General features: G+C 65.5%; 25 protein-coding genes and 1 riboswitch. Of the genes, 15 read left to right on the plus strand and 10 right to left on the minus strand.

Annotated elements, in window-relative coordinates:
- Positions 1 to 7: 7 nt before the first annotated feature.
- The gene (locus tag ACQP2U_RS17935) at positions 8 to 994 is read right to left on the minus strand and encodes a glycosyltransferase family 9 protein (protein ID WP_433715696.1); all 987 of its coding nucleotides are present in this window, start codon (positions 992 to 994) and stop codon (positions 8 to 10) included.
- A gap of 201 nt (positions 995 to 1,195) precedes the next feature.
- Between ACQP2U_RS17935 and ACQP2U_RS17940 the strand changes: the two genes are divergently transcribed.
- Together ACQP2U_RS17940 and ACQP2U_RS17945 are read left to right on the plus strand one after the other, a co-directional pair.
- Entirely contained in the window at positions 1,196 to 1,606 is a 411-nt protein-coding gene (locus ACQP2U_RS17940; RefSeq protein WP_397038332.1) for a VOC family protein, read from the plus strand.
- A 68-nt stretch (positions 1,607 to 1,674) separates the two neighbouring features.
- Entirely contained in the window at positions 1,675 to 2,253 is a 579-nt protein-coding gene (locus ACQP2U_RS17945) for an HdeD family acid-resistance protein (RefSeq protein ID WP_433715697.1), read from the plus strand.
- A gap of 235 nt (positions 2,254 to 2,488) precedes the next feature.
- On the opposite strand, the gene ACQP2U_RS17950 is transcribed toward ACQP2U_RS17945, so the two are convergent.
- Positions 2,489 to 2,878: a VOC family protein gene (locus ACQP2U_RS17950; protein ID WP_433715698.1), complete on the minus strand. Its 390-nt coding sequence runs from the start codon at positions 2,876 to 2,878 to the stop codon at positions 2,489 to 2,491.
- A 116-nt stretch (positions 2,879 to 2,994) separates the two neighbouring features.
- Between ACQP2U_RS17950 and ACQP2U_RS17955 the strand changes: the two genes are divergently transcribed.
- Positions 2,995 to 3,885: an alpha/beta hydrolase gene (locus ACQP2U_RS17955; protein ID WP_433715699.1), complete on the plus strand. Its 891-nt coding sequence runs from the start codon at positions 2,995 to 2,997 to the stop codon at positions 3,883 to 3,885.
- Between the two features lie 132 nt (positions 3,886 to 4,017).
- Here the strand turns inward: ACQP2U_RS17955 and ACQP2U_RS17960 are convergent, their stop codons facing one another.
- Positions 4,018 to 4,692 (minus strand): S1 family peptidase, encoded by a 675-nt coding sequence (locus tag ACQP2U_RS17960; RefSeq protein ID WP_433715700.1) that lies wholly within the window; start codon positions 4,690 to 4,692, stop codon positions 4,018 to 4,020.
- Between the two features lie 203 nt (positions 4,693 to 4,895).
- Between ACQP2U_RS17960 and ACQP2U_RS17965 the strand changes: the two genes are divergently transcribed.
- The 3 genes from ACQP2U_RS17965 (at position 4,896) to ACQP2U_RS17975 (ending at position 8,832) form a co-directional block, all read left to right on the plus strand.
- Positions 4,896 to 5,597: a response regulator gene (locus ACQP2U_RS17965; protein ID WP_433715701.1), complete on the plus strand. Its 702-nt coding sequence runs from the start codon at positions 4,896 to 4,898 to the stop codon at positions 5,595 to 5,597.
- 122 nt (positions 5,598 to 5,719) lie between these two features.
- Entirely contained in the window at positions 5,720 to 6,652 is a 933-nt protein-coding gene (locus tag ACQP2U_RS17970; RefSeq protein WP_433716510.1) for a HAMP domain-containing sensor histidine kinase, read from the plus strand.
- Between the two features lie 143 nt (positions 6,653 to 6,795).
- Positions 6,796 to 8,832 carry a DUF4153 domain-containing protein gene (locus ACQP2U_RS17975; RefSeq protein ID WP_433715702.1) on the plus strand — a complete coding sequence of 679 codons (2,037 nt, stop codon included), beginning with the start codon at positions 6,796 to 6,798 and terminating at the stop codon, positions 8,830 to 8,832.
- A gap of 364 nt (positions 8,833 to 9,196) precedes the next feature.
- Here ACQP2U_RS17975 and ACQP2U_RS17980 read toward each other — a convergent pair whose 3' ends face one another.
- Positions 9,197 to 10,612 (minus strand): alpha/beta fold hydrolase, encoded by a 1,416-nt coding sequence (locus tag ACQP2U_RS17980; RefSeq protein WP_433715703.1) that lies wholly within the window; start codon positions 10,610 to 10,612, stop codon positions 9,197 to 9,199.
- Between the two features lie 397 nt (positions 10,613 to 11,009).
- A complete protein-coding gene (locus ACQP2U_RS17985; protein ID WP_433715704.1) occupies positions 11,010 to 12,380 on the minus strand; it encodes a purine-cytosine permease family protein in 1,371 nt (456 codons plus the stop codon).
- Positions 12,377 to 12,491: riboswitch (TPP riboswitch) on the minus strand. (Overlaps the previous gene by 4 nt.)
- A 179-nt stretch (positions 12,492 to 12,670) precedes the next feature.
- Here ACQP2U_RS17985 and ACQP2U_RS17990 point away from each other — a divergent pair.
- A complete protein-coding gene (locus tag ACQP2U_RS17990; RefSeq protein ID WP_397038349.1) occupies positions 12,671 to 12,949 on the plus strand; it encodes a hypothetical protein in 279 nt (92 codons plus the stop codon).
- Here ACQP2U_RS17990 and ACQP2U_RS17995 read toward each other — a convergent pair.
- Positions 12,936 to 13,709: a DUF72 domain-containing protein gene (locus tag ACQP2U_RS17995; RefSeq protein ID WP_433716511.1), complete on the minus strand. Its 774-nt coding sequence runs from the start codon at positions 13,707 to 13,709 to the stop codon at positions 12,936 to 12,938. The genes ACQP2U_RS17990 and ACQP2U_RS17995 overlap by 14 nt on opposite strands.
- Positions 13,710 to 13,780: 71 nt before the next feature.
- Positions 13,781 to 14,884, minus strand: coding sequence for a glutamate--cysteine ligase 2 (locus ACQP2U_RS18000; protein WP_433715705.1), 1,104 nt, complete (start codon positions 14,882 to 14,884; stop codon positions 13,781 to 13,783).
- A 112-nt stretch (positions 14,885 to 14,996) separates the two neighbouring features.
- Here ACQP2U_RS18000 and ACQP2U_RS18005 point away from each other — a divergent pair, with 112 nt between their 5' ends.
- The 4 genes from ACQP2U_RS18005 (at position 14,997) to ACQP2U_RS18020 (ending at position 18,140) form a co-directional block, all read left to right on the plus strand.
- Entirely contained in the window at positions 14,997 to 15,593 is a 597-nt protein-coding gene (locus tag ACQP2U_RS18005) for a type 1 glutamine amidotransferase domain-containing protein (RefSeq protein ID WP_397038355.1), read from the plus strand.
- Between the two features lie 38 nt (positions 15,594 to 15,631).
- The gene (locus ACQP2U_RS18010; RefSeq protein ID WP_433715706.1) at positions 15,632 to 16,162 is read left to right on the plus strand and encodes a pyridoxamine 5'-phosphate oxidase family protein; all 531 of its coding nucleotides are present in this window, start codon (positions 15,632 to 15,634) and stop codon (positions 16,160 to 16,162) included.
- A gap of 57 nt (positions 16,163 to 16,219) precedes the next feature.
- Positions 16,220 to 17,005, plus strand: a complete 786-nt coding sequence (locus tag ACQP2U_RS18015; protein ID WP_433716512.1) for a helix-turn-helix domain-containing protein — start codon at positions 16,220 to 16,222, stop codon at positions 17,003 to 17,005.
- Between the two features lie 289 nt (positions 17,006 to 17,294).
- On the plus strand, positions 17,295 to 18,140 hold the full coding sequence (locus ACQP2U_RS18020) for a fructosamine kinase family protein (protein ID WP_433715707.1): 846 nt from the start codon (positions 17,295 to 17,297) through the stop codon (positions 18,138 to 18,140).
- A gap of 206 nt (positions 18,141 to 18,346) precedes the next feature.
- On the opposite strand, the gene ACQP2U_RS18025 is transcribed toward ACQP2U_RS18020, so the two are convergent.
- The 3 genes from ACQP2U_RS18025 to ACQP2U_RS18035 form a co-directional block, all read right to left on the minus strand.
- Positions 18,347 to 19,231, minus strand: a complete 885-nt coding sequence (locus ACQP2U_RS18025) for an RNA polymerase sigma-70 factor (protein WP_433715708.1) — start codon at positions 19,229 to 19,231, stop codon at positions 18,347 to 18,349.
- Between the two features lie 196 nt (positions 19,232 to 19,427).
- Positions 19,428 to 20,300, minus strand: a complete 873-nt coding sequence (locus tag ACQP2U_RS18030; RefSeq protein WP_433715709.1) for a TIGR03619 family F420-dependent LLM class oxidoreductase — start codon at positions 20,298 to 20,300, stop codon at positions 19,428 to 19,430.
- An 80-nt stretch (positions 20,301 to 20,380) separates the two neighbouring features.
- Complete coding sequence (locus ACQP2U_RS18035; protein WP_433715710.1) at positions 20,381 to 20,887, minus strand: VOC family protein; 507 nt, start codon at positions 20,885 to 20,887, stop codon at positions 20,381 to 20,383.
- 110 nt (positions 20,888 to 20,997) lie between these two features.
- On the opposite strand from ACQP2U_RS18035, the gene ACQP2U_RS18040 reads away from it, so the two are divergent.
- From ACQP2U_RS18040 to ACQP2U_RS18055, 4 genes are all read left to right on the plus strand, one after another.
- Positions 20,998 to 21,633 (plus strand): helix-turn-helix domain-containing protein, encoded by a 636-nt coding sequence (locus tag ACQP2U_RS18040; protein WP_433715711.1) that lies wholly within the window; start codon positions 20,998 to 21,000, stop codon positions 21,631 to 21,633.
- 245 nt (positions 21,634 to 21,878) lie between these two features.
- A complete protein-coding gene (locus ACQP2U_RS18045; protein ID WP_433715712.1) occupies positions 21,879 to 22,217 on the plus strand; it encodes a hypothetical protein in 339 nt (112 codons plus the stop codon).
- A complete protein-coding gene (locus ACQP2U_RS18050) occupies positions 22,214 to 22,708 on the plus strand; it encodes a hypothetical protein (RefSeq protein WP_433715713.1) in 495 nt (164 codons plus the stop codon). The genes ACQP2U_RS18045 and ACQP2U_RS18050 overlap by 4 nt, the downstream gene beginning before the upstream one ends.
- Before the next feature lie 18 nt (positions 22,709 to 22,726).
- Positions 22,727 to 23,662 carry an AraC family transcriptional regulator gene (locus ACQP2U_RS18055; RefSeq protein WP_433715714.1) on the plus strand — a complete coding sequence of 312 codons (936 nt, stop codon included), beginning with the start codon at positions 22,727 to 22,729 and terminating at the stop codon, positions 23,660 to 23,662.
- Positions 23,663 to 23,970: the final 308 nt, after the last annotated feature.

Genomic DNA, 23,970 nt, shown 5'->3' on the forward strand with positions numbered 1-23,970 from the left:
ATGGTGGTCAACCCACGCGGCGATACGTCGTGCGTCCGCGATTGTTTCCGCCGCCCGGCCACGCCCGCTTGGCGAGCTGCTTGTCGATCGCGCTGATCACCTCGGTGACACCGATCCGCAGTAATCCGGGGTCGGGGGTATCGGCCATCGGATCGCCGAGTTGGCCGGCCCACAGCACCGCGTGCCTACCGAGAAGATGCGGTGGCGGCCCACCCCAGCGCGGCGGTGTCGGACCGAACAACAACACGGTGCGGGTTCCGAAGGCGGTGGCCAGATGTGCGACGCCGGTATCACCGCAGATGACCAGTGCGGCCTCGGCGACCGTGGCGGCGAGTTCGATGAGGTTCTGCTCACCCGCGAGCACCCGGCCCACGGGTAGGCCCGCGCGGGCGGCAATATTCAGCGCGGTGTCGCGCTCGGACGGGTCACCGGTGAGCACCACTTCGCGACCGAGTACGAGCAGATGCCGCACGACCGCGGCGAATCGGTCCGGGGGCCAACGGCGAGCCGGTGCCCCGGCTCCCACATGGACCACGACGCAATCGCGGCGACTGGTGGTGGCGACCGGGGGGACGAGTCCGAGATTGCGGCGATCGGCGACGATGCCGTCGGATTCGAGCAGATGACACCAGCGCTCGACGTGATGCATATCCGCGTGCCATTCCGGGCCCTCCAGCTCCGGAAACGCCGGATTGCGGTAGGAGAGGATGCGTCCGGGATCGGTCTTGGTGAGCGCGACGATGCTCTCGGCGCTCGGTCCGTGCAGATTGACCGCAAGCGTGGGTTCGGGTGCATCCCAGCGCAGGTCGCTCAGGTCGGCGGTCGGGATCATGGAGTCGACGGAGGCGATCAGGTCGACGATGGGCTTCAGACGGTGCGGAGCGGCGAGGACGATCTGATCACGCGGTTTCGCCCGTCGCAGCGCGCGCAACGCGGGAACCGCGGTGAGCAGATCACCGAGGCCACGTGCCTGCAGCACGAGAACAACCGCCACCCTCTTCTCCTAGCCACCCGAGATCGCGAACCCGACCCACCCGCTTCACCCCATGGGTGCACACGACGAGAGCCACTTAGGGATGACTACCCGAGCCCTCTCGGCGATAAACGTGAGCGAGTACCCCGTTATCGAGCCCACTGTCCGAGTCGGAGGACTAACCTCGGCGATGGCGGCCAACTACCACCAAGGAGCGTTCCTATGACCTCCCGGCTGAACCCGTACATCAGTTTTTCCGACTCGGCGCGCACGGCGTTGGAGTTCTATCGCGATGTGTTCGACGGCACGCTGACGATGCAGACTTTCGGGGATATGGGGGATAAGGACGCGCCCGGCGCGCAGCTGATCATGCACGGCATGCTGGAGACGCCGAGTGGGTTCACGCTGATGGCTTCGGATACCCCGCCAGGTATGGAGTACAAACCCGGAAGCAGTATTTCGATCAGTCTCTCCGGTGACGACGCCGACGAACTGCGCGGCTACTGGGACAAGCTGTGCGCCGGTGGCACGGTGACCGTGCCGTTGGAGAAGCAGATGTGGGGCGACGAATTCGGCATGTGCCTGGATCGCTTCGGTATCGCGTGGATGGTGAATATCGCGACACCCGCCTGACGGCCGTCCAGATGCGCGCATCTGGCAAATTTCCAGAAAACTACTGTTTCGCGGCCTAATATCACGTCATGACGACAAACAGCGTGCTAGAGGGTCCTCTGCAGTCGCTTGCGCGCAGTGCGTGGCAAATGGTTCTGGTCACCGGCATCCTGTCGGTAATCCTCGGCGTCATGATCCTGGTATGGCCTGGTGTGACGCTGGTCGCCGCGGGCATCATCTTCGGCATCTACCTGGTGGTGAGTGGCTTCCTGCAGTTGGTGGCCGCATTCGGCACACACACCAGCCCTGGAGTCCGGGTTCTCGCGTTCATCAGTGGTGTGTTGTCGATCATCATCGGTGTCTTCTGCTTTCGTGACGAGCTGGAATCGATTCTGTTACTCGGCCTGTGGATCGGTATCGGCTGGCTGTTCCGTGGTGTCTCGCTGCTGATGGCGGCGATCTCCGAGCCGACGCTGCCCGGTCGGGGCTGGGAGGGTCTCTTCGGAATCATCACCGCGATCGGCGGTGTGGTGCTGATCGCGTGGCCGGTCGCATCGGTGGCGACGCTGGCCTTGGTCGCCGGGTGGTGGCTGATCATCCTCGGCATCATGGAGATCGTCACCTCTTTCGGTGTCCGCAAGGATGCCCGCAAGCTCGCTCAGATCTGAATTATTCGAGTCCTGCGGCGCTGCGACCGCAGGCGTATTCCGGTGGGGGACCGATGTTTTCGCGGTCGTGGGCATGACCGGGCAACATGGCACACACGGGGACGCGTTCTCCGCGTGGTCCCCTGCCGCAGGACTGGCTGAGCCGCTACAGCGGACCGGGTGGGAACCAGATTTCGCCGGTGGCTCTTACCTTGCGCTCCAATGATGACTGTCCCCTCGGAGGCGGATCGGTGCGCTAGGGGATGACCTGACCGATACCGAGCATATTGCCTTCACTGTCGCGGAACCATGCGCCCCGCTCGGCTCGCCCCTTGTTCGGATAGTTGCCTTCGATATCCATGATCCCGTTCACCGTGCCGTCGTATTCCTCGAAAACCACGCCGCGGGCCCGTAGGCTCGCGACGGTTGCCTCGATGTCATCGACGTAGAACCCCAGCTGGGTGAACGAGCCGTCGGAAGCCCCGGCGGAGGCGAACAGGCAGAAGACGCCCGACGCACCTTCGTAGCGCAGGCCGCCCTCGCGTTCTTCGACCGGTTCGAGGCCCAGTTTCTCGGCGTACCAGCGGCGGGCTCGGGCCAGATCCTGGGTGGGTATGCGGGCTTCGATGTGTGCGTTGCTCAGCATCCTCGTCATGGTAGCCAGCCTGCCGCGCGGTATCCGGAGATCATCGACTGGGCCTTCGACATCGTGCCACTCGCGCCGTACCTTCGTTACAGGACGGAAGTAATGGAGGGCATCGCATGCGGGTCGATATCGAATTCACCAGTGGCGCAGTGACGTTACGTGGCTGGCTCTACCGGCCGGAAGCGGCGTCGGGTCCTGTCCCGCTGGTGGTGATGACGCACGGCTTCGCGGGCGTCAAGGAATGGGTGGCCCCCTTCGCCGAGGTGTTCAGCAGAGCGGGCCTGGCGTGTCTGGTGTACGACCATCCTGGATTCGGGACTTCCGACGGTGAGCCCCGCTACGAAGTCGATCCGTTCGCCCAGATCGAGGGCTACCGCGATGCGATCACCTTCGCCCAGACCCTCGAGGGCATCGATCCGGAACGCATCGGCATCTGGGGGACCAGTTTCGCGGGCGGACACGTGTTGGTCGTCGCGGCGACCGATCGACGCGTGCGAGCGGTCGTGTCGCAGGTGCCACTGACCAACGGCTGGGCCAACTTCCGCAGTTTGGTGCCATCCATCATGCTGCCGGCGGTCCATGCGGCCATCGCCGCTGACCGCCAGGCCCGCGCGTCGGGCAAACCACATCAGATGATCAAGGCGGCATCCGATGATCCCACCGAACTCGTCGCGATGCCCGGTCTCGAGGTCTACAACTGGTTGATGGCCAACGGCCCGCAGATACCCACCTGGCGCAACGAGGTCACCCTCTCCAGCGTCGACAAATTCCAGTCCTACGCCCCAGAAGCGTTCCTGCAGCGCGTTTCTCCGACACCACTGCTGATGGTGATCGCCGATCAAGACACTCTGACGCCCAGCGATATCGCGCTGCAGAGCTACGCCGAAGCTCTGGAGCCCAAACGACTGGCGCTTGTCCCCGGCACTCATTTCGCCGTCTACGAGGAGCAGTTCGAACGAGCATCCAGCGTTGCCCGCGACTTCCTACTTGCCGAGCTGAACGGCTAACGCCCGCCGATACGCGAAGATGCGGTGGCGGCAACGGGTCGAGCCGATCAGGGTGATTCCGTATTCGCTTGACAGTCGGCGCATCTCGGCATCGAGTGCTGGAACGGACGGGCCGGAATCGCAGCCGTGATCTCACAGCGGCCGGAAACCGGCGCCGACACCACCCGACCGATCCATCTCACCCAGGATGACGCCGATCTCGATCGCCACGGCCGGATCGTGCACCGCCGCCGTGCCGCAGGCCATGTCGAAGAGTGTCACGCCGAGCACCATGACCCCGATATGCCCGATATTCATCCCGACCAGGCGGTCGCCGAGCGTGACCGGACCGCCCGAATCGCCCGGTCTGGAGCAGAGCTGGCTCTGGAACCACCACTCGCGCGTATCCCACACCACTCCGCAGTCGAAGCCGGAGGTGCGGCCGTTCTTGCAGACGATATCGCCCGGTCGCGGCGGTACGCCGATGCCACCGATATAGGTCTGCGCAACTTGGCGAACCGGCGTGACCTTGGTGCGGTCGAATTCGATGACGGCGAAGTCGTTGTTGTGGTCGACCGCGGCGACGGTGCCGATGACGCCTGCCTGCTGTGTCTCGGACTGGACAGGCATACCGATCTCGGCGCAGTGTCCGGCGGTGAGTCCGACCATCCGATCGGCGCTGTCGTAGCCGACCGTAGTGAGGGTGCATACCGCTCGGCCGTCGAGCACAATGCCCGAGCCCCCGCCCATTGTCGCCATCTGTGCGGCCATCGCGGTACCGGAGAGCCCAGAGGGGGCGATGACCGCGATGACCGCGGCGACGAGCAAGTGTATCCCGATCCTTCCCATGGCAACCATGTCGCTAACTTTCCGCCGTGGTCGCCGCTTCTCGGTATGCGCTGGAGTTGCAGGTGGGACACGGTTTGATGTCGTCGACGTGGCCCCGTCGAGCTGCCGCCGTCGGCGGTGCACACGGAATCTCCACAATTGATGCGGGTTCTCTCCACAGCCGGTGGCTAGGGTTTCGGTTCATGGAACAGCAGGCGGCGGGCTTCGGGCAGGCGGCGCGACGGATTCTGGTGGTCGACGACGAGGTGACCATCGCCGAATCGGTGGCGGCGCGACTGCGGTCCGAGGGGTTCAGCGTCGAGCTCGCCCATGACGGTCCGGGGGCGGTCGCGGCGGCCGAAGCGGTCGTGCCCGATCTGGTGGTGCTGGATGTGATGCTGCCCGGCTTCGACGGTCTCGAGGTGTGCCGCCGCATACAGGCCGCGCGCCCGGTTCCGGTCCTGATGCTCACCGCGCGCACCGACGAAACCGATCAGCTCATCGGACTCGGCGTCGGCGCGGACGACTACTTGACCAAGCCGTTCTCGCTTCGTATCCTCGCTGCCCGCGTCCACGCGCTGCTGCGCCGCATGGACCGCGCCGTCGAACGCGATGGCGCCACCATCATCGTCGGCGACCTACGCATCGATGTGGATCAGCGTCGCGTGTGGCGCGCCGATATCGAAGCGCAGCTCACCCCGCTGGAATTCGACCTGCTGGCTCGGCTGGCACGACGTCCCCGCGTGGTGCTGGCCCGCGAGCGATTGCTCGAAGAGGTTTGGGATTGGGCCGAAGCCGCAGGCACTCGGGCCGTCGACAGTCATATCAAGGCTTTGCGCCGCAAGCTCGGAGCGGATGTGATCCGCACGGTGCACGGTGTCGGTTATGCGCTGGATGCGCGATGAGCGAGGATGTCGTGCGCGCGGCGATTTCGCGGAAGCTGCGTGGCCTATCGGACGCGGTCGCGGAGGTGCTGCCGCGGCCGCTGGATCCGGTCACATCGATCAAGCTGAAGTTCGCGATTCTGATGCTCGGGTCGGCCGGGGTGGCATTCGGGTTCTTCCGGCTGCGGATCGGCTGGCTGCCGCCGAAGACGACGATCGCGGCAACGGTGATCGCGCTGATCACCTCGCAAATCCTCGCGCACGGCACCACTCGGCCGTTGCGGGAGATGACGGCGGCGGCCAAGCGCATGGCGCAGGGCGACTACACCCGCCGAGTGCGGGCCAGTTCCCGCGACGAGGTAGGGCAACTCGCGGTGGCCTTCAACCAGATGGCCGCCGATCTGGCCGCCGCCGACCAGCAGCGCCGCGACCTGATCGCCAATGTCTCCCACGAACTGCGCACCCCCATCACCGCGCTGAATGCGGTGCTGGAGAACATGGTCGACGGTGTCTGCGAACCCGACGACAAAACCCTGCGCACCGCACTCGCCCAAACCGAACGGCTCGGCCGACTCGTCTCCGAACTGCTCGACCTGTCCACCATCGAATCCGGCGCCCGCGCGCTGGACCGCGAAGAACTCAGCGTCACACCGCTTTTGGCCGAAGTCGTCGCTGAGGCCGAGGTGGCCGCCGCGGCGCTCGGACGCGGCGTGCGCTTCAGCACCGATGTGCAACCGAGCAGCGCAAGCGTTTTCGCAGACCGTGCACGTTTGCATCAGGTGCTGCTCAATCTGCTCGACAACGCCGCCCGCCACGGACCCGCCGGTGGCGAAGTATGCATCGAGGCCCGCGCCGACCGCGGCGGGCTGGTCATCGACGTCCAAGACCAAGGCCCCGGCATTCCGATCGCCGAGCGCGGCACCATTTTCGACCGCTTCACCCGCGGCGGGCGCACCGACGGCGGCGGTACCGGACTGGGGCTTGCCATCTCGCGCTGGATAGTCGACCTACACGGCGGCACAATAGCCGTCACCGATCCGGGCTCGCGCATTCGCGTGATTCTCCCGGCCCCTTAACGCACTCCGATATTCCACAGCCCGGACCAATGAGGTCCCGGGATGATCCCGCACGCCCGTAGGAGGCGACACTCATGCCAGACCAACCCGAACCAGCGCGACCCGAATCACCTGCGCCATCCGTAACGAAATCGGAGCCGAACGTGGGAGACCAGTCGGTAGCGGATGCGCAGACCTCGCCGAGTGTGTGGTCGAGCCCGTCGAATGTGCTGATAAGTCCGCCACTGGGTGCGCCACCGACCATGCCGCCGGTTCCGCCGCCGAGTTCCGGGTTCCCGGCGCCGCGACCCCGGCCGGTGCAACTGCCGAGGTGGCGGCGCATTGCCTGCCCGGCGGGCGTACTGCCCGCAGCGGCTATCGCGGGTATCGCGGGCGCGGTCTTCATCCCGCTGGACCGACCTGGAATCGGTTGGGTACTCGCTGGTTCGGTGGCAGCGGCCGCGGTATTCATGGTGGACCGCCGCGCACGACGCACGGCCGAAGCGGCGGTCTCGACACCTCATTCGGCCGCCTCGCACACCATGGAGCATCGCCCAGGGCACTCGGCCCCCGAGGTGCCCGGTGGCGCGACGTCGGTCGAAGGTGCTGGCGCGCAGCTCGACCAGTCTGATGGGAGCAGCGGCGGCATGGTGCGCGACGATGCACCATCGATACCGAATCCGTTGGCTGAATCGCCCACCGCGACGATAGATGAGCATGAGCAGGAGCTGCCGGTTCCCGTGGCTGACGGTGCTGAGATGCTCCCCACGGGTGGGGTAGAGCCAGGTCGAACTGATTCGTCGGACAGTCGGGGCGCGGTGGATCAGGGTGCGTCGCCGATAGCGGATTCGTCCGAATCGGCGCAGTCGCCCGCATTGGGGGCAGGAGAGCGTGCTGCGCAAACCGCTGGTCCAGTCGTCATCGGCAGTCGCTCGACGCTGGAAGACAGTGGTGCGGAGACTGTTGTGGTTGGATCGGTATTCCCTGGTCGCGCTGCGAATTGGGGGCGGGTGTGGTGGACAGCCCTGGCGTTGGCGCTGCTGGCCGTGGGTGCGGTGCGGGCCGCAGGGTGGCTTTTCGCGCTCTGTGTCGTAGGGGCCGTCGTGGCCGGATCGTTGGCTGTCGTTGGGCGGCGGTCGGTGTATGGCGCGTGGTACGACGTGATCGCGGTGCCGATCGAGTCCATTGCGGGCATTCCGTGGGTGTATTCGGCGTTCGGGCGGACCGGTGAAAGTTCAGCGCGGCGGTCGTGGCGCGCCGGGATGTCGGTTGCGGTGACGCTCGCGTTGTTGGCGGTGTTCGTGCCGTTGCTGGGCGGCGCCGATGCGACATTCGCGACATTGCTCGACGCGGTGACGCCACAGCTCGACGCGGCATCGGTCGTGCAGTGGATCGTGCTGTTCGCGGTACTCGGGCTCGGCAGCGTCGGGGCGATGTATCTGCTTGCGGGTCCGCGAGCCGCGGCGACAGGCGCGCCATCCGGCCGATGCCTGCGACGGATGGAATGGGCACTGCCGGTGGGCGCTCTGACCATCCTGTTCGCGGTCTTCGTCGGTGCCCAGTTCGTCGCATTGTTCGGCGGTGACGATTACGTCCAGCGCACCGCGAATCTGACCTACGCCGAATACGCGCGCAGCGGATTCTGGCAGCTCTCGATCGTCACTATCCTCACCCTCGTCGTAATCGCCGTCGTATTACGGTGGGCCGCACAGGAATCCGCCGTTGACCGGGCCTGGCTGCGCATCCTGCTGTGCGCGATCGGCGCGCTGACGCTGATCATCGTCGCCTCGGCCCTCGGCCGCATGTGGACCTATCAACAGGCCTACGGGTTCACTGTCCTGCGCGTGCTCGTGGAGGTATGCGAATTGTGGCTGGGGCTGGTGTACCTGCTGATGATCGCGGCGGTGCTGCGCCTCGACGGCACCTGGCTGCCACGCGCCGCCATCGGCACCGCCTTCTCGACGCTGTTCGTGCTGGCCGTGCTCAACCCGGAAGGCCTTGTCGCGGCACGAAATATTGATCGCTGGCAGCACGGCGAGAACCTCGACACGCTCTACCTCAGCAGACTCTCTCCCGATATCTTCCCCGCCCTCGACCGACTCCCGCAGCCACAACGCGCGAAGATAGTCGGTCCCATCCGCACGAGTCTCGACGACGACACGTGGCAGAGCTGGAATCTGTCTCGCGCCAATGCCCGCTAGGACACTCGTGCCTATTTGTCGGCGACGGCGGCATGCGCCGGGCGGGACGTCTGCGACCGAAATGGCTGCCCCAGGCCCGGAAGGCGGCTCACGCCAGACCTTTCGGCGTGCCGTTCCCCTCGAGACGTGGGGGTGTGTCGTTATTCCACGCGCGTCGATCGGGCGGACTCACCGTGGGATATCGTCGCCTTCACTGTGGAAGAGGTGATCGAGCACCCGCGCATGGTGGCGCTCGAGGGCAGGATCGGGTGGCGGCGGAAAGGTTGGTTCAGGGTGGGCTGGGAATGGTTTCGGGCCTAGGTGAGGCACGGCGCCGGCGGGGTAGGTGGCGAGTTGTGCCGCGGGGGCCGAGTGCGAGACGTACCTATCCGCGCTTGTCGAGCAACGTATGGAGTTGAGTGGCGAATTCCTCGGGGGCGCTTCGGTATCCGACGTGGTCGCCCGGGAATTCCACGATGTCGAGTCCGAGACGTTCGCTGAGTACCGCGTTGGGCAGCGCCGGGAACATTTCCTTCGAATCGTGTCCGATAGCGAGGACGAGCTTGTCGGCGACGGGTTGCAGTGCGTCGAAATCCGGTGTGTAGCGAACGTACTGGCGCATTTCGCATTCCATCCAGAACTGCATGTTCTGCTGGATGCGCGCACTGATCGCGGCGGCTTCGGCCGTGGGTTCTTCGGCGGGCTGTGTTCGGCGCAGCCCGACGCCCTGGGCGAATAGCGATATGGCGGCGACGAAGCCCTCGGATTTGCTGGTCTGGTGGACCTCGTCCAAGAAGGTGAGCCACTTGTCGGCGTCGGGCAGTACGGTCGCCAGCGGCGGTTCGTGTGCGATGAGCGTATGCACGAGTTCGGGTCGGGTCGTGAGCAATTCGAGCGCGACGATGGCACCGGAGCTGCTGCCGAGCACGGCGGCGGGCTGATCGCCGAGGTGGGTGAGCAGTGCGGTGGCATCGGCGCCGTCGAGTTGGACGTTGTGGTCCTGCCCTGGGCTGCGGGAGAAGCCGCGTCGATCGTAGGAGACCACGGTATAGCGATCCGCGAGGCGTTCGGCGATCTGATCGAAGCTCCCGGCGTCGCCATTGCCACCCGGGATGAGCAGCAGCAGCGGTCCGGTGCCGCGGATCTCGTAGTACAGCGACGCACCTGGCACGGCGAGGATGTGGTTGGTGGGGACGTCCATCGGAAAGGCTCCTGGTAGATAGGACAATTGCCGCAACGCTTCCCGGATGACGGGCAGTGCCGCGGTGGGCGGGTCCGCAGCGACCCAGCGATCGATGGCGACCTGCAGTGCCGTCGCGATCGCGCCCGCCATGATCCGCGGGAACATATCGGTGCGCAGGTCGCGGCCGGTGCGTTCGGCGATGGCGGTCGCGATCGCCTCCTGGATGACGGCCTGTGCCTTGAGATATTCACCCTGCAGCGCAGGCTCGCCGGTGATCAGCCGAATACCGTGAGTCCATGCCGGATCGGGCAGCTCGTCGTCGTGGAATTCGGCGAGTACCGCGTGGATTACCGCGGGCCACAGCGCTTCGGCCGCCGGACGATCCTGCAGTCCATTCGCGATCCGCCGGGCGCGATCGACCGCCACCGAGCACACGGCCTCGTACTTACTGGCGAAGTAATTATTGAACGTACGTGGCGAAACACCCGCCGCCGCCGCGATGTCCTCCACCAGCACACTGTCGAGCCCACGCTCGACCGCCAGTCGCAGCGCCGCGAATCCGAGCGCTTCCCGAGTCGCGAGCTTCTTGCGTTCCCGCAACCCGAGTACGAATGCCACGCCTTACACGATACGCAAACTTGCGTGCCACGCAAGATTGCGCGACCAGAAAGTTTGTGCCGCAAAGAGATCGAAAAACCCGCGACCGCCGTTATCTGAGAGCAGCACAGCCATACTCTGTCTCGGCGAATCGCTCACGAAACACTCGCCGACGCCGCCCGAATGGCGTACGAACCGGTCGGCACTCACGAAGTCGGCCGACCGCAGTGACGGCCTCGCACACCCCAGTGAGCAGCTCGCATAAGCCGCGCACCTGTGCGAGGTCCTCACTGGATATGCGACAGCGCATCAGGTCGAACTCTGTGCGAGGGCGTTCGGCGGTGAATGACGCTCGGAGAACCGGCATCGCGCGTGTCGGGTGCGCGATTGCTGCGGTACCGGCGTGATGGTCCGGAGGCTACGCAGACTTGCGCAGCAGCGATAGACGTCCCACACCCCACGCGACCACCACCGCGGCCAGGAACGACAGCAGTGACGCGCTCATCCACGCCTGCTTGGTGAAGTGCAGCTTCTCCTGCGCGTCCACCCAGAAGTCGGTCCACACTCCGGCGTCGCCGGGATTGATCAGCTGGTAGACCGAAAGCCCGACCAGCCAGGCGAAAACCATGCCCCATCGCGACGGCGCGTGCGCCGAGGTATCCCACTGGTCGCGCGCCCGCAGGAAGAAGTCCGCGACGAGCACGCCGAGCAGCGGCACGAAAACTGACCCGATCAGCCCGAGGAAGCCGAAGTAGTTCGCCATGTTCAGCCGCAGCGCGAGCAGCGTGATCAGCACACCCAGACCGATCGAGAGCACCCGGCGATCCACCCGGGGCGCGAGATTCTGGATCGATACCGCTGTCGAGTACACATTCGCGAACGACTGGTCGGCCTCACGGAAGACGAAGATGAAAAAGAACACCGCTCCGAGGGTCACCTTCAGGAACGGCGTGTACACCCCGCCGTCGCCGGATGCGAGCGCCAGCGCGAACAGCCCGAGCGCATACGCGATGATCTGGGTGAGCGCATATGCCCCACTGGCCGCGCCGAATGCCGCGCCGGTGCTGCGGGAGTGCCGGGTGTAGTCCGCGGCCACCGGCACCCACGAAATCGAAACCGCGAGCGCAGCATCGGTCGCGACCCAGAACAGATTCCAGTCCACGCCGAACGGCCCACCGCCCGCCGCGCCCGGGTTGGCGGTGAGATCCGGCAGACCCGCGCGCACGAATTGGACGTAGAACCAGATCAACGCGATCACCACACCGACGGTCACGAACCGTCGCAGCATCCGAACCGAACCGAGCGGCCAGATCGTCAAAACCGTCGTCAGCACACCCGCGGTGACCACATAAATCCAGTGCGGCCCACCACCGAACAACTCCTCGGCCGCATCGCCGATGACGATCAATTCGAAGGTGCCCCAACCGATCAGCTGCGCGATATTGAGCACGGTCGGCAGATAGCTGAGCTTCGCGCCGAACAGGCCGCGCAGCAACATCATCGCGGGCTTACCGGTCTTGGCTCCGGGCACTGCGGCCAGGCCGAGCATGAGTCCGCCGACCACCGTTCCGATGATCATCGCGAGAATGCCCGCGGCGATGGAGATCTGCGCGGCGCCATCGGAATTGGGCGCCAGCACAGTGTAGGCACCGGAGAATGCGAACAGGCTGACCCCGAGGTTCGCCCAGAATGCGCTCTGGTCCCAGAACGAGAGCACCTTCGGCGCTGGTTGGTCCAGGGTCAGCGGTGCTTCGCGCCGCTCGGATCGATCAACGGTGGTTGCAGACATCCCGGTACCGCTCTCCCTACGCCGGCATTACCCGGACAGGTTCATGCGGTCGGCGAAACGTGGGGTCCGCCCTCTCAGCCCGGCCGTGCCCGAGCTCCCGCGCTGGGTTTCGGGCGAAATGCTACACCCGTGCACCGGCGTGTCGCGCCGCGCCTTCGGACATTCCAGACAGGTTCCGCGGAGACCGCCCCGAAAACCGCAAGCACCGCCCATACTGTCCGGTACCGATCTGGTTATTGCTCGGTTATCTGCCGCTCATCGCTCACCTCGACTGGAATGAGTATGTGCCCATGATGCTGATCACCTTGCACGAGACCGTTCTTGCTCAAATCGGGAACCCGACGCCGGAGGCGCCGCCCAATTCGGAGAAGATCCTGCAGATGGTCCGCTACCTGACCTGGTTTGTGCTGCTGTCGGGTGTCTGCGGCATCACCTATGCGGGCGGCCGGTTCGCTTGGGAGAAGTGGAGCGGCGGCACCCTGGACTCGCCGAAGATGCTCGCCGGCGCGATGCTCGGTGGTGTCATCGCAACCAGTGCCGGCACCATCATGAACGCTATCGTCGGCTGAAAACCGTTGCGGCTGTTCGGCTGACGGTGGCTCCGGCCGCGGCGGCGGCGCGTGCGAAGACGACCGCGTCGCGCACCGCCGCACCGCCGGGATCATTGTTGAAGTAGACGAACACCTCTTCGCGATCGGACCAGGTGTCGGCCAGCCGTCGCGCCCAACTGGACAGTGCCGTGCGTCCATAGCGCGGTGCGGGTGTCGCACGTCCGGAATGCAGTCGCAGATAACCCCAGTCCGTCGTGCGCCACAGCGGTGCGACCGGACGGGAGCGGACATCGGCCCAGCACAGCGCCGCACCGCATTCGGTCAACACGGCACGAACTTCCGGAATCCACCAGGAATCGTGCCGGGGTTCGACCGCGATCCGGACCTCGGGCGGAAAACAGCGTAGGCACGCGTCGAGCAGTGCCGGATCGACCCGCAGCGTCGGCGGAAGTTGCAACAGCACCGGCCCCAGCTTGTCGCCGAGTGCACGGGCGTGCTCCATCAAGCGCTCGACCGGCTCCTTGGGTTCGCGTAGCCGCTTGATGTGGGTGAGGAAACGGCTTGCCTTGACCGCGAAACAGAAGTCCGGCGGTGTCCGATCCCGCCATGCCGCGAAGGTCTCGCCACTGGGCAGTCGATAGAAGGCATTGTTGCTCTCGACCGTCGCGAAGCTCGCGGCGTAGGTTTCCAGCCACGCACGCTGCGGCACGTCCGTTGGATACAGCACCTCGCGCCAGTCTCGGTACTGCCAACCCGATGTGCCGACAAGTAGGGGCATACCTCTATCGAAGCACTTTCCGCACAGATCGTCCGGGATGGTGGCCCGCCGCCGATATTCGGCTTGTCCGGTCAGTAGCACCCTTCGAGAGTGGCGGCGGCGACCACATCGATGACATCGGCGACATCGTTGTGCGCATGCATCGCAATCCGTTGTCGCCGTGCACCGTTGCCACGCGCAAGCACCGCTTTGACGGTATCGGCGACGAACTGCTGCTCGCCGGACTGTTCGAGTGCCGGAGTGAGATAGTCGACCAGCCCGGCGAGCAGAGTACTGGCCGGAAGCGCGCGCCCGCTGATCGTGTCGAGGCCGTCTCCGTCCAGGCCGGACCGGGCCGCCTTCCAATACGCGGCCCGCAAAACCTCCGCGGGGACCGGGGGCGGCGGCACTCCATCCTCGATCGCCGTCTGCGCCATGACGACCGCCGCGCGAATCAGCGTGGCCAACAACGCCGTTTCCTCGACTGTCGCCGGTACATCGCTGACACGCACCTCGACCGTCGGGTACGAGGCCGAGGGCCGCACATCCCAATACACCATCGCCGTATCGAGAATGCTGCCGCTGGCGAACATCATTTGCACCATACGGTCGAAATCCGCGGGCGAATCGAAGAACGGTGGGGGACCGGCACTGGGCCACCGCCGCCACATAATGCTGCGCCAACTGGCGTATCCGGTATCGGTGGCACGGTAGACCGCGGAATTGGCCGTCAAAGCCAACAACACCGGTAACCAGGGCCGCAAGTAGTTCCCGACCAGCACCGCGACGTCACGGGACGGGACCCCGACATGGACATGGCAACCGCACAAGCCCTGTTCATGCGCGAGCATCCCGAAATAGCGTTCGATGCGTCGATAGCGTGGGGTATCGGTGACCGGATACGCATCCGGTATCGCGGGCGGCACGGCCACCGCGAGCAACCGCGCACCATGCTTCTCCGCGCAATTGGCCACGCTGCGGCGCAGTCGGCGCAGGTCATCGAGTAATTCAGGGGTCCGGGTATGCACCTCGGTATTGATCTCGACCTGGCAGCGCGTCAACTCCAACTGCAGATCGATACCGACATCGGCGGCCGCAGCCGCGACTTCGACATTGCGCGGACTCGGCGCACCCGTGATCGGATCCGCCAGAAGGAATTCCTCTTCCACGCCGACAGTGGGCAGGACCACGGCCATTACTGGATTTTACTGCGCAAATCGCCGATCCGGATGGATGCCGGAGTCGTTTGAGTACTCCGCGTCGGGGTAGGCCGACCTTAGTGAAGGATTGGCGAGAAAGGGGTCCGGTATGTCCGAGGAATTGCGCGGCGTGCGCGCATTGGTCATCACCGCGAATACCGGCGTCGAACACGACGAGCTGTTGATGCCACTGGGCTGGTTGCGCGAACACGGCGCCGTCGCCGTGCACGCGACCCCCGAACGAAGCGAGGTCCAGACTTTTCGACACGATGTCGACAAGGACGAGGTCGTGCAGCCGGATGCGGCGCTCAACGACCTCGAGGCCGACGACTTCGACCTGCTCGTCGTGCCCGGCGGAACGGTGAACGCGGATAAACTGCGCGTCTGCGAGCGCGCTGTGGAAGTGGCGCAGCAGTTCGTGCGTGCGGGCAAACCCGTCGCGGCGATCTGCCACGGCCCATGGCTGCTCGTGGAGGCCGACGTCCTCGCGGGCAAGACGTTGACCTCCTATCACTCGCTGCGCACCGACGTCGTCAACGCCGAGGGGCGCTGGATCGATCGGGCGGTGGTTCGTTCGGACGAGAACGGCTGGCCGCTGATCACCTCCCGCAGTCCCGGCGACCTCACCGAATTCACCAAAGCGATCGGCGCCGAGCTCACCGCGGCCCCGTCGGCCCAGGCCTTCGCCGGCGATGAAATCTTCTGACGCCGGTGAGTTCCCCGGACACGGTTCGTCCTACTGATATGGACACAATCAACCTCGCCGACCGCTACGAGCTGCCGCCGATCGACTGGGACAGCATTCGCCGACGACTCGACGCGGGCATCGAACAAGCGCCCGGCTCCGGCGGTCTGGACCGGCACACCTGCTGGCTGTCCACGATCAATCCGGACGGCAGCCCGCACGTCACCGCGGTCGGCGCGCTCTGGGTCGACGGCGCCTTCTGGTTCACCACCGGCGCCAGCAGCCGCAAGGGCCGCAACCTGGCTCACGATCCGCGCTGCGCGATCAGTGTGGCCACCCACGAATTCGATCTGGTCGTCGAGGGCACCGCGACCAGGATCGCCGATCCCTCCGCCGTCGCCGAGATGGCCCGGCGCTGGGCCGACGGCGGCTGGCCGTGTCGCGTGGACGACACCGGAGAGGCGCTCACCGCCGCATACAGCGCCCCCTCCGCGGGCCCGCCGCCTTGGCACGTCTACCGTCTGACCGCACTCACCGCTACCGCGCTCTCGACGGTGGAACCCGGTGGCGCGACCCGCTGGCGGTTCTGATTGGCCGCACCCCGATTACCCCTCAGATAATCGTGCCAGGCCCGTGGGGTTCGTAGGATCGGCAGGGTGAGTACGCAGACAGCCGGTGACCTGCTGCGCCACTGGCGGCTCGAGCGCAGGCTCAGCCAGCTGGAATTGGCCGGACGCGCCGAAACATCCGCGCGGCACCTGAGTTTCATCGAAACGGGTCGCGCGAATCCGAGCCGCACCATGCTGGTGCACCTGTGCGAGCAGTTGGAAATCCCCTTGCGCGAACGCAATCGGCTACTGCTCGCGGCCGGATTCGCGCCCGCCTACGCCCAACCATCCCTCGATACACCCGCGATGGACGCGGTGCGCGGCGCGATGCGTCAGATCCTCGCCGGTCACGACCCCTATCCGGCGCTGGCCATCGACCAGAGCTGGAACATGGTCGACGCCAATTCCGGTGTGGCACTGCTATTGACGGGGATCGACCCAGAGCTGCTCACCGCACCGGTGAATGCTCTGCGCCTGAGCCTGCACCCCGACGGTATGGCCAGCCGCATCGTCAATCTGGCCGAATGGCGCGGCCACATCTTCGAGCGACTGTCGCGCCAGATCGAAGTCACCGGCTCGCCGGAATTGATCGAGCTCCGCGACGAATTGCGCGAATACCCCGGCGGCACAGTCGATCTCACCCTTCCCGAACCGGACCAAGCCGTTGTCCCGCTACGCCTGCGCCACAACGACCACGAACTGTCCTTCATCAGCGTCACTACCGTCTTCGGCACCCCGATGAACGTGACCGTCGCCGAACTGGCCATCGAATCGTTCTTCCCGGCCGACGAGGACACCAAGAAGCGCCTCAACGCCGCGTCGTGAGCAGGGGCAGTGTACGTCGGTGGTGACCGACGCCAGTGGCTACGGCATCCGGCACGACCGAGGCGACTGGGCCCGACCGAGCACACGGCGGCGGTGCGCGCCGAGTCCGTTGTCGGACTATCGCCATTCCCTGGCGGTGAAGGGCCGCGTCGGCTTGGTCATGCGGCGAGCTCAACGGCGTTTGGTTCGATACACCGGGTTCACACGTGGCGCGCAGGAGCGGGCCCCCGGAGTTACTGCGCCGGAGTGGACCTGGCGGGTAGGTTCGGGGCGTGGGCAGGGGATCGAAGTGACGGGTGCGACGGATCTCGCGGCCCTGATCGGTGTGACGGTGGATTCGATGACCGATCTGGGATCACATCATTCGTGGACGCTGCATCGGGCAGTACTCGGTGACGGCCGCGAGGTGTTCGTGAAGGCCGCGCATGACCAGACGCCGGTATTCGCGGCCGAGGCGGCCGGGCTGCGCTGGCTCGCCGCGGTGGCTCCCGGGTTGGTGCCCGAGGTGCTGGCTGTCGACGACGGGATGCTGGTATTACCCTGGGTTTCCGCCGCCGCGCCGAGCGCAGCCGCCGCGCAGCGTTTCGGGCGCGAACTTGCCGCGCTGCATGCGGATTCGCCGGGATCGTTCGGCGCGCCGTGGCCGGGTTGGATCGCCGATCTGCCGCTGGACAACTCCCAGGTCGGTATCTCGTGGGCGCGCTGGTACGCCGACTATCGCCTCGCTCCGTACCTGCCGAAGGCCGCCGCAGCGCTCGGTCGCGACGGAGTTGGCTTGGTGGAGCGCGTGATCGAGAATATCGAAACCTTGGCGGGCCCATCCGAACCACCCAGCCGCATCCATGGCGATCTGTGGTCCGGCAACGTCTTGTGGACCGCCGACCGCGCACTGGTCATCGACCCGGCCGCCCACGGTGGTCACCGCGAAACCGACCTCGCCATGCTCGCCCTCTTCGGCACCCCACACCTGGACCGGATCCGCGCCGCCTACCACGAAGCCCATCCTCTCGCTGACGACTGGCAGGCGCGCATCCCACTGCACCAATTGCATCCGCTCCTCGTGCACGTGGTGCTCTTCGGCAGCTCCTATCGATCGCAAACTCTCGCTGCTGCCAGGGCCGCCCTCGCCGCATAGCATCCATAACGCCGTTCGCTCAGAACTGCGCACTCCTCGAGGCGCAGGACGGTCACGTGTTGTCGGGTGCAGTGCGTCGCGCGCAGCGGTCCGGCCACACACGCCGCAGACAGGCCGACCTCGGCGGCGAGCGCGGCCCGCTGGCCTGGCGATCATGCCGCGACAGCGGCTGGCAGATGGGCAGTGCCCATCCGAGGCCAACGGACTCAGCGGCGCAAGGCGGTTTCCTGCCGCACATGCGACAACTTCTCGGGATTACGCACGGCGTAGATGCCGGTGATGAGCCCATCTTCGATGCGTACCGCCATGACCGTATCGAGCTCGTCGTCGAGCCGTATGACCAGCGCCGGATAGCCGTTGACCTGGGCCGGTCGCAGCGACAAGGCAGCAGCGATTCTGCCAGGGAAGGCGGCGAGGAGGCGGGCCACCTTGTCGGCTCCCGTGATAGGGCGCGGCAGGGCTTGTTTGATTCCGCCACCGTCACCCAGCAGCACGACATCGGGCGCGAGCATATCGAACAAGCCCTGGATATCGCCGGTTTCGAGCGCGTGCTGGAACGCTGCGAGCACGTCGCGGCTCTGGGCGGCCGAAACCGGTCCGCGCGGTCGGCGTGCGGCCACATGTGCTCGGGCACGATGGGCGATCTGGCGGACCGCGGCCGGTGTTTTGTCGACGGCCTCGGCGATCTCGTCGTAGGGCAGGTCGAATACCTCGCGCAGCACGAATACCGCGCGCTCGATCGGGGCAAGTGTCTCCAATACCAAAAGCATTGCCATCGAGACGTTCTCGGCGAGTTCGACATCGTCGGCGACGTCGGGTGTGGTGAGTAGTGGTTCGGGCAGCCAGGGTCCGATGTAGGTTTCTTTGCGGCGTCCGAGTGCGCGTAGTCGGTCGAGGGACTGGCGGGTGGTGATGCGGACGAGGTAGGCGCGTTGGTCGTGCACTGTGTGGAGGTCGACGCTTGCCCAGCGTAGCCAGGTTTCTTGGAGGACGTCTTCGGCGTCGGCGGCTGAGCCGAGCATTTCGTAGGCGACGGTGAAGAGCAGGTTGCGGTGGGTGACGAAGACTTCGGTGGCAGGATCGGCACTCACGACTGTGCCCCCGGCATCCGGAAGTGTCTGGCCACGGGCGGCTCCTGTCTGTTGGATCTGCGTCACTCACCAGACGCCGGACCACCACATTCTGTGACAAGAGGCGCTCGTGACGGGCATCACAGGCGGTGTCACCAGGGTTCGAGGCCACCCCGATCGCGACGATAAGGAGCCCCGACCCGGTCTGCAGATGGGTTCAGCTCGTCTTCGCGATGACCTTCTCCGCGAACCGGGACAGGTGCGCGATCTTGGTGTCCAGCGATTCGGTATCGGGTTCGGTGGTGTAGGGATAACGGAAACCGACGATCACATCGGTCACGCCCTTGTCCTCCAACCGTTTCACACCGTCGACGGTGAACCCGTCCAGCGAGATGACGTGGATCTCGAAATCCTTGCGGGTGCCGTATTCGGCGCGCAGCACATCGAGTTTCGCCAGCAGCCGGTCCAATTCGGCCGGATCGCCACCGGCATGCATCCAGCCGTCGCCGCGCTGGGCCGCGCGCCGCAGTGCCGGGCCGCTGTGTCCGCCGATGAGGATCGGAATCGGCTCGGTCGGCACCGGGCTGATCTTGATGGGCGGCAGATCGTAGAACTGTCCGTGGTATTCGAAATAGCCGCCCGCGGTGAGCCCGCGCACGATATCGATGCACTCGTCCATGCGTGCACCGCGATGGTCGAACGGCACACCCATGATTTCGAAATCATCCGGCCACGGGCTGATGCCGACGCCGAAGCCGAACCGGTTCCCGCTCAATGCCGCGATCGAGGCGGCCTGCTTGGCGACCAGCACCGGTGGGCGAATGGGCAGCTTCACCACGAAAGGCGTCAGCCGCAGCGTCGTCGTGGCCGCCGCGATGGCCGCCGACAGCACGAAGGCCTCGATGAACGGCTTGTCCTCCAGGAACTCCCGATTGCCGTCAGGGGTGTAGGGGTAAGTGGCGTCGGATTCCTTCGGATAGGCCACGCTGTCGGCGATCGTCATCGAGGTGTACCCGGCTGCTTCTGCGGCCTGCGCCAACGGCACATAGAAGCTCGGGTCCGTCATCGTCTCGGCATAGGTGAATCGCATCTCAATCGCCTTCCATACTTTCGGCGCTGTGCGCCCTGTTCAATTCGACCGGTTCGATACTGAGCGGGGGAATTCGGTTCCTACACCCATGGGTTCGAAAACCCTGCCGGAATCAGGTAGTCGAATATCGCCTTCATATCCGCGGACAGCCGCATGAGCTCGACGGCGGAACCGAGTGCGCCTCCATCGAAATAGGCGAACTCCATCCCAATGTTCTCGAACGCGCCGCGCGCGAGGATCTCGACCCCACTTGCCGTCGCCTCGGCCAGCGCCGCGTCATAGTCGTCGGGCACCCACGCGACGTGATGCAGTCCAGGCCCGACGCTGTCCAGATGGTCGGAATACAAGCTGGTCCCGGACTTGGGCTCGATCAACTCCAACTGCTGCCCGCCCGCATACCCCAATGCCACCGTGATCGTGTAATCGGCGGGCGCGCCATGTAATTCGCACAACTGCGGTCCGAAGTGCACGTCCGCAATGGTGAACCACTTCGCGACGCCGTACCGCTCGGTGAACTCGCGCTGCGCCGCCTCGATATTGCGCACCACCCAGCACAGCTGGAAGATCGGGCCCCGCGCGATGGTCATCGGATCACCTCGAGTCTGCTGCACAAAGGCCGCCGCGCCTCCGTTCCGTACAGCCCAATTAAGCAGTTTCGCTTAATGTAGTCAACACTCGGCTTTAGTACAGTGCTGATATGGCCACCGACGATCCGCGTGCCGCATTGCTCGACGCGGGCGAACGACTCATCGCCGACCGTGGCGTGTACGTCCCGCTCCGCGATATCGCCGCAGCCGCGGGCCAGCGCAACAACTCCGCTGTGCACTACTACTTCGAATCCCGCAGCGGTCTGCTCGAGGCCATCGTCGACCGCCGCATGAACTGGCTCGAAGACCGCCGAATGGGGCTGCTCGCCCAATACGAGGCCGAAGGCAGCGCACACGAGATCCGCACGCTGGTCGCGATGCTCGTGGCCCCCATCCTCGAACTCATCTACACGGCACAGGTCACCCACTACGGCCGCTTCCTCGAGGTGGTGCGCGCCCACCCTGTGATCGCCGATGCCCGCCGCCTCGCAAGCACCGACCGCGCCGCCGTCCGCATCATCGCCAGCCGCCTGGACGCGGCCCTGCCGCAACTCACACCCCGCCGACGCCGCCAGCGCCTGGAAACCATGGCGACCGTCCTGTTCGCCCTGGTCGCCGACTACGAACGCGCACTGGAGGCGGACGTGCGCACCCCGGACCCCGACAACGACACCGCCGAGATCATCGACATGATCGTCGCCATGCTCACCGTGCCGGTGCGCGAAGCGACATCGGGTGGTGCGTAGGGACTTTCGCAAGGTGATCCGGGCGAGCTCGGCTACCGCGCATTTTACGCTGCGGGGCAGTGAATCTGCGTTCATCGGCACGGAATGTGTACTTGGCCGAAACAGCGAGCGCGGGTGGCCGACACTGTTCCGGTAGGTGCATGACGCCACGGTCGACCAGCCTCGGAGGTCCCATGAGGGAGCCAGCCCGCTTATTACCGGCATTGCACAACCAGGACGAAAGGCGTTGTAGTGGTAACTGATTCATGACCGTACTGGCATTGGATATCGGCCCTGCGGAATTCGCCGCGAGCCGGGTGAGTGGCGGCGTCGGTACAGGGGATATCAAGCGAATCCCGGCACCGGCGAATGCGGTGTGGGAGGGCTGCCGGGATCTGCTGCTCGATGTCGCCGGAGACGACGAGATCACCGCGGTCGGTATTGCCTGTCCGGGGCCGATCGACAGGTCGGCCGGACGATATGTGGTCGCCACCGGTCGCAGTGAGCAAATTCCCGAGCCCAAGAGTGCATCGACGCACCTTTACCTTTCACCAGGCGTGATGCATATCGCCGTTGATCTCAGCGAAACCGATGGTCTGCAATGAAATTCCCTTTCGACGAGCTGACCCCCAACCAGCTGTCGTTCGCCGAACGCGACGAGCGATACCGGCAGCTGCACGACTGGTCCGAACCCACCCATCGACACAACTCCGGCTTGCGGATGGTCTGGCGCTACGACGACGTGCGGGAGTTGATGGAAGCGGCTCGCCCCAGCATCTCGAACGCGAAAGCGCTGGAGCCGCTCGTCGGTTTCGGGCGCATCGCGGCCAATCCCCGCGCCGTCGGCCATCTCTGCCGGCATCTGGTCCCGCTGCCGGCGAAGGCGAGCGCGGATCTCACCGATGACGTCCTGCACAAACGGGTGTGGGACACCTTGGCCGGCCCGGCGGGACTTTTCACCGTGCCGCAGGCACAACGCCCGCAACGGATCGAGGACCTGACCGAGCATTTCCACCACGCGCTGCGCACCAAACGCGACACCAGCGATCAGGCCCTCGATGTGACGTCCCTGTCGATCGATATTGTTACCGGCTGAACCGTTCGGGGTGTCGCAATGGAGTACTACGAGCTGGACATCGCGGATGTCGACGAATGGACCGAAACCTCCAACAGTTTCGTCCCGATGGATCATCGCTACCGCGAACCCGAGCGCTGGCAGGTGGCCATGACCGTGCAGCAGACGACCACGTACCGCCTGCTGCGCTGGGATCAGCCCGGCGACCGGTTGGCTTTCCGCACCCCGTCTAACATCCGTCGTGTTTCGGCCGAGGACTTCTACTGGGTAGTCGTCCCACAGCGGGGAGAATTCGCCGCGGCCGATGAGTACGGAGTCACTCGAATCTCACCGGGGCAGGCGGCGGTGCTGGCGCTGGATCGGCAGTGCCGGCTGCATATCCCCGGCTCGGTGGCCTACGGCTTCCAGGTACCACGCGCAGAGTTCGCGCGACCCGGCCTACGACAGCCGGTGCTCGACCTCGGCTCGGGTCTCGGCCGGATCGCCGCGGGTATGATCCGTGATCTGCATGCCGAACGATCCGCGTTGACGAGCCGGGAGTTCAACGCGGTCGGTGACCGGATCGCCGAGCTGCTCTGCATGATGAGCGCGGGTGATACCGGCCCGCAGCAGACTCATCTGACAGAGCTCGCCGAGACCGTCCGACAGCACGTGCGCCGACACATCGGAGTTGCCGACCTCCGGCTGCCCGAGGTGGCGCGGGCATTGGGCTGGTCGCCGCGACAGCTGCGCACCGCACTGCATCAGGCGGGCACCACGTATCGGGAAGTGCGCCAGGACGAAGCACTGCGAGCGGCTCGGACCATGCTCGAAAACCCCGACACGACAGCAACAATCGGAGAGGTCGCCGTGCGCAGCGGCTTCACCCTCACCTGGTTCTCCGCTGCATTCAAGGCACGATACGGTGAGACACCCCGAGAGTTTCGCAAACGCCGGTTGGCCGAGTCGGTCCGGTCCACAACAACTCTCGGCTGAGTGCCACCGCCATACTGAGCACTACCCGATCCATCTCGGCTTCGGTCATCGGAGCCATACCGCAGCCTGTGCTCAGGCCCCCGAATGGACAGCTGTAGTACTGACCGGCCTGCGTCAGTGCCGTGACGACTCGCTACGCATCGGGCTTCTCGTGCACGATACCGGCGTAGATCGGCACAGCAGTGGACGGCGGTTCCAGTTGCCGACGCATGTCCGGGGCGTCGACGAGCGGCAGTACATCGGCGTCCGCAAGCGGAGTGTGAATTCCCTTCCAATGACCTGAATCGCTGCCCGGCTTTGTTTTTGTG

It is taken from the genome of Nocardia sp. CA-084685 (genome assembly GCF_050955785.1).
In the GTDB taxonomy this organism is placed as follows: Bacteria; Actinomycetota; Actinomycetes; order Mycobacteriales; family Mycobacteriaceae; genus Nocardia.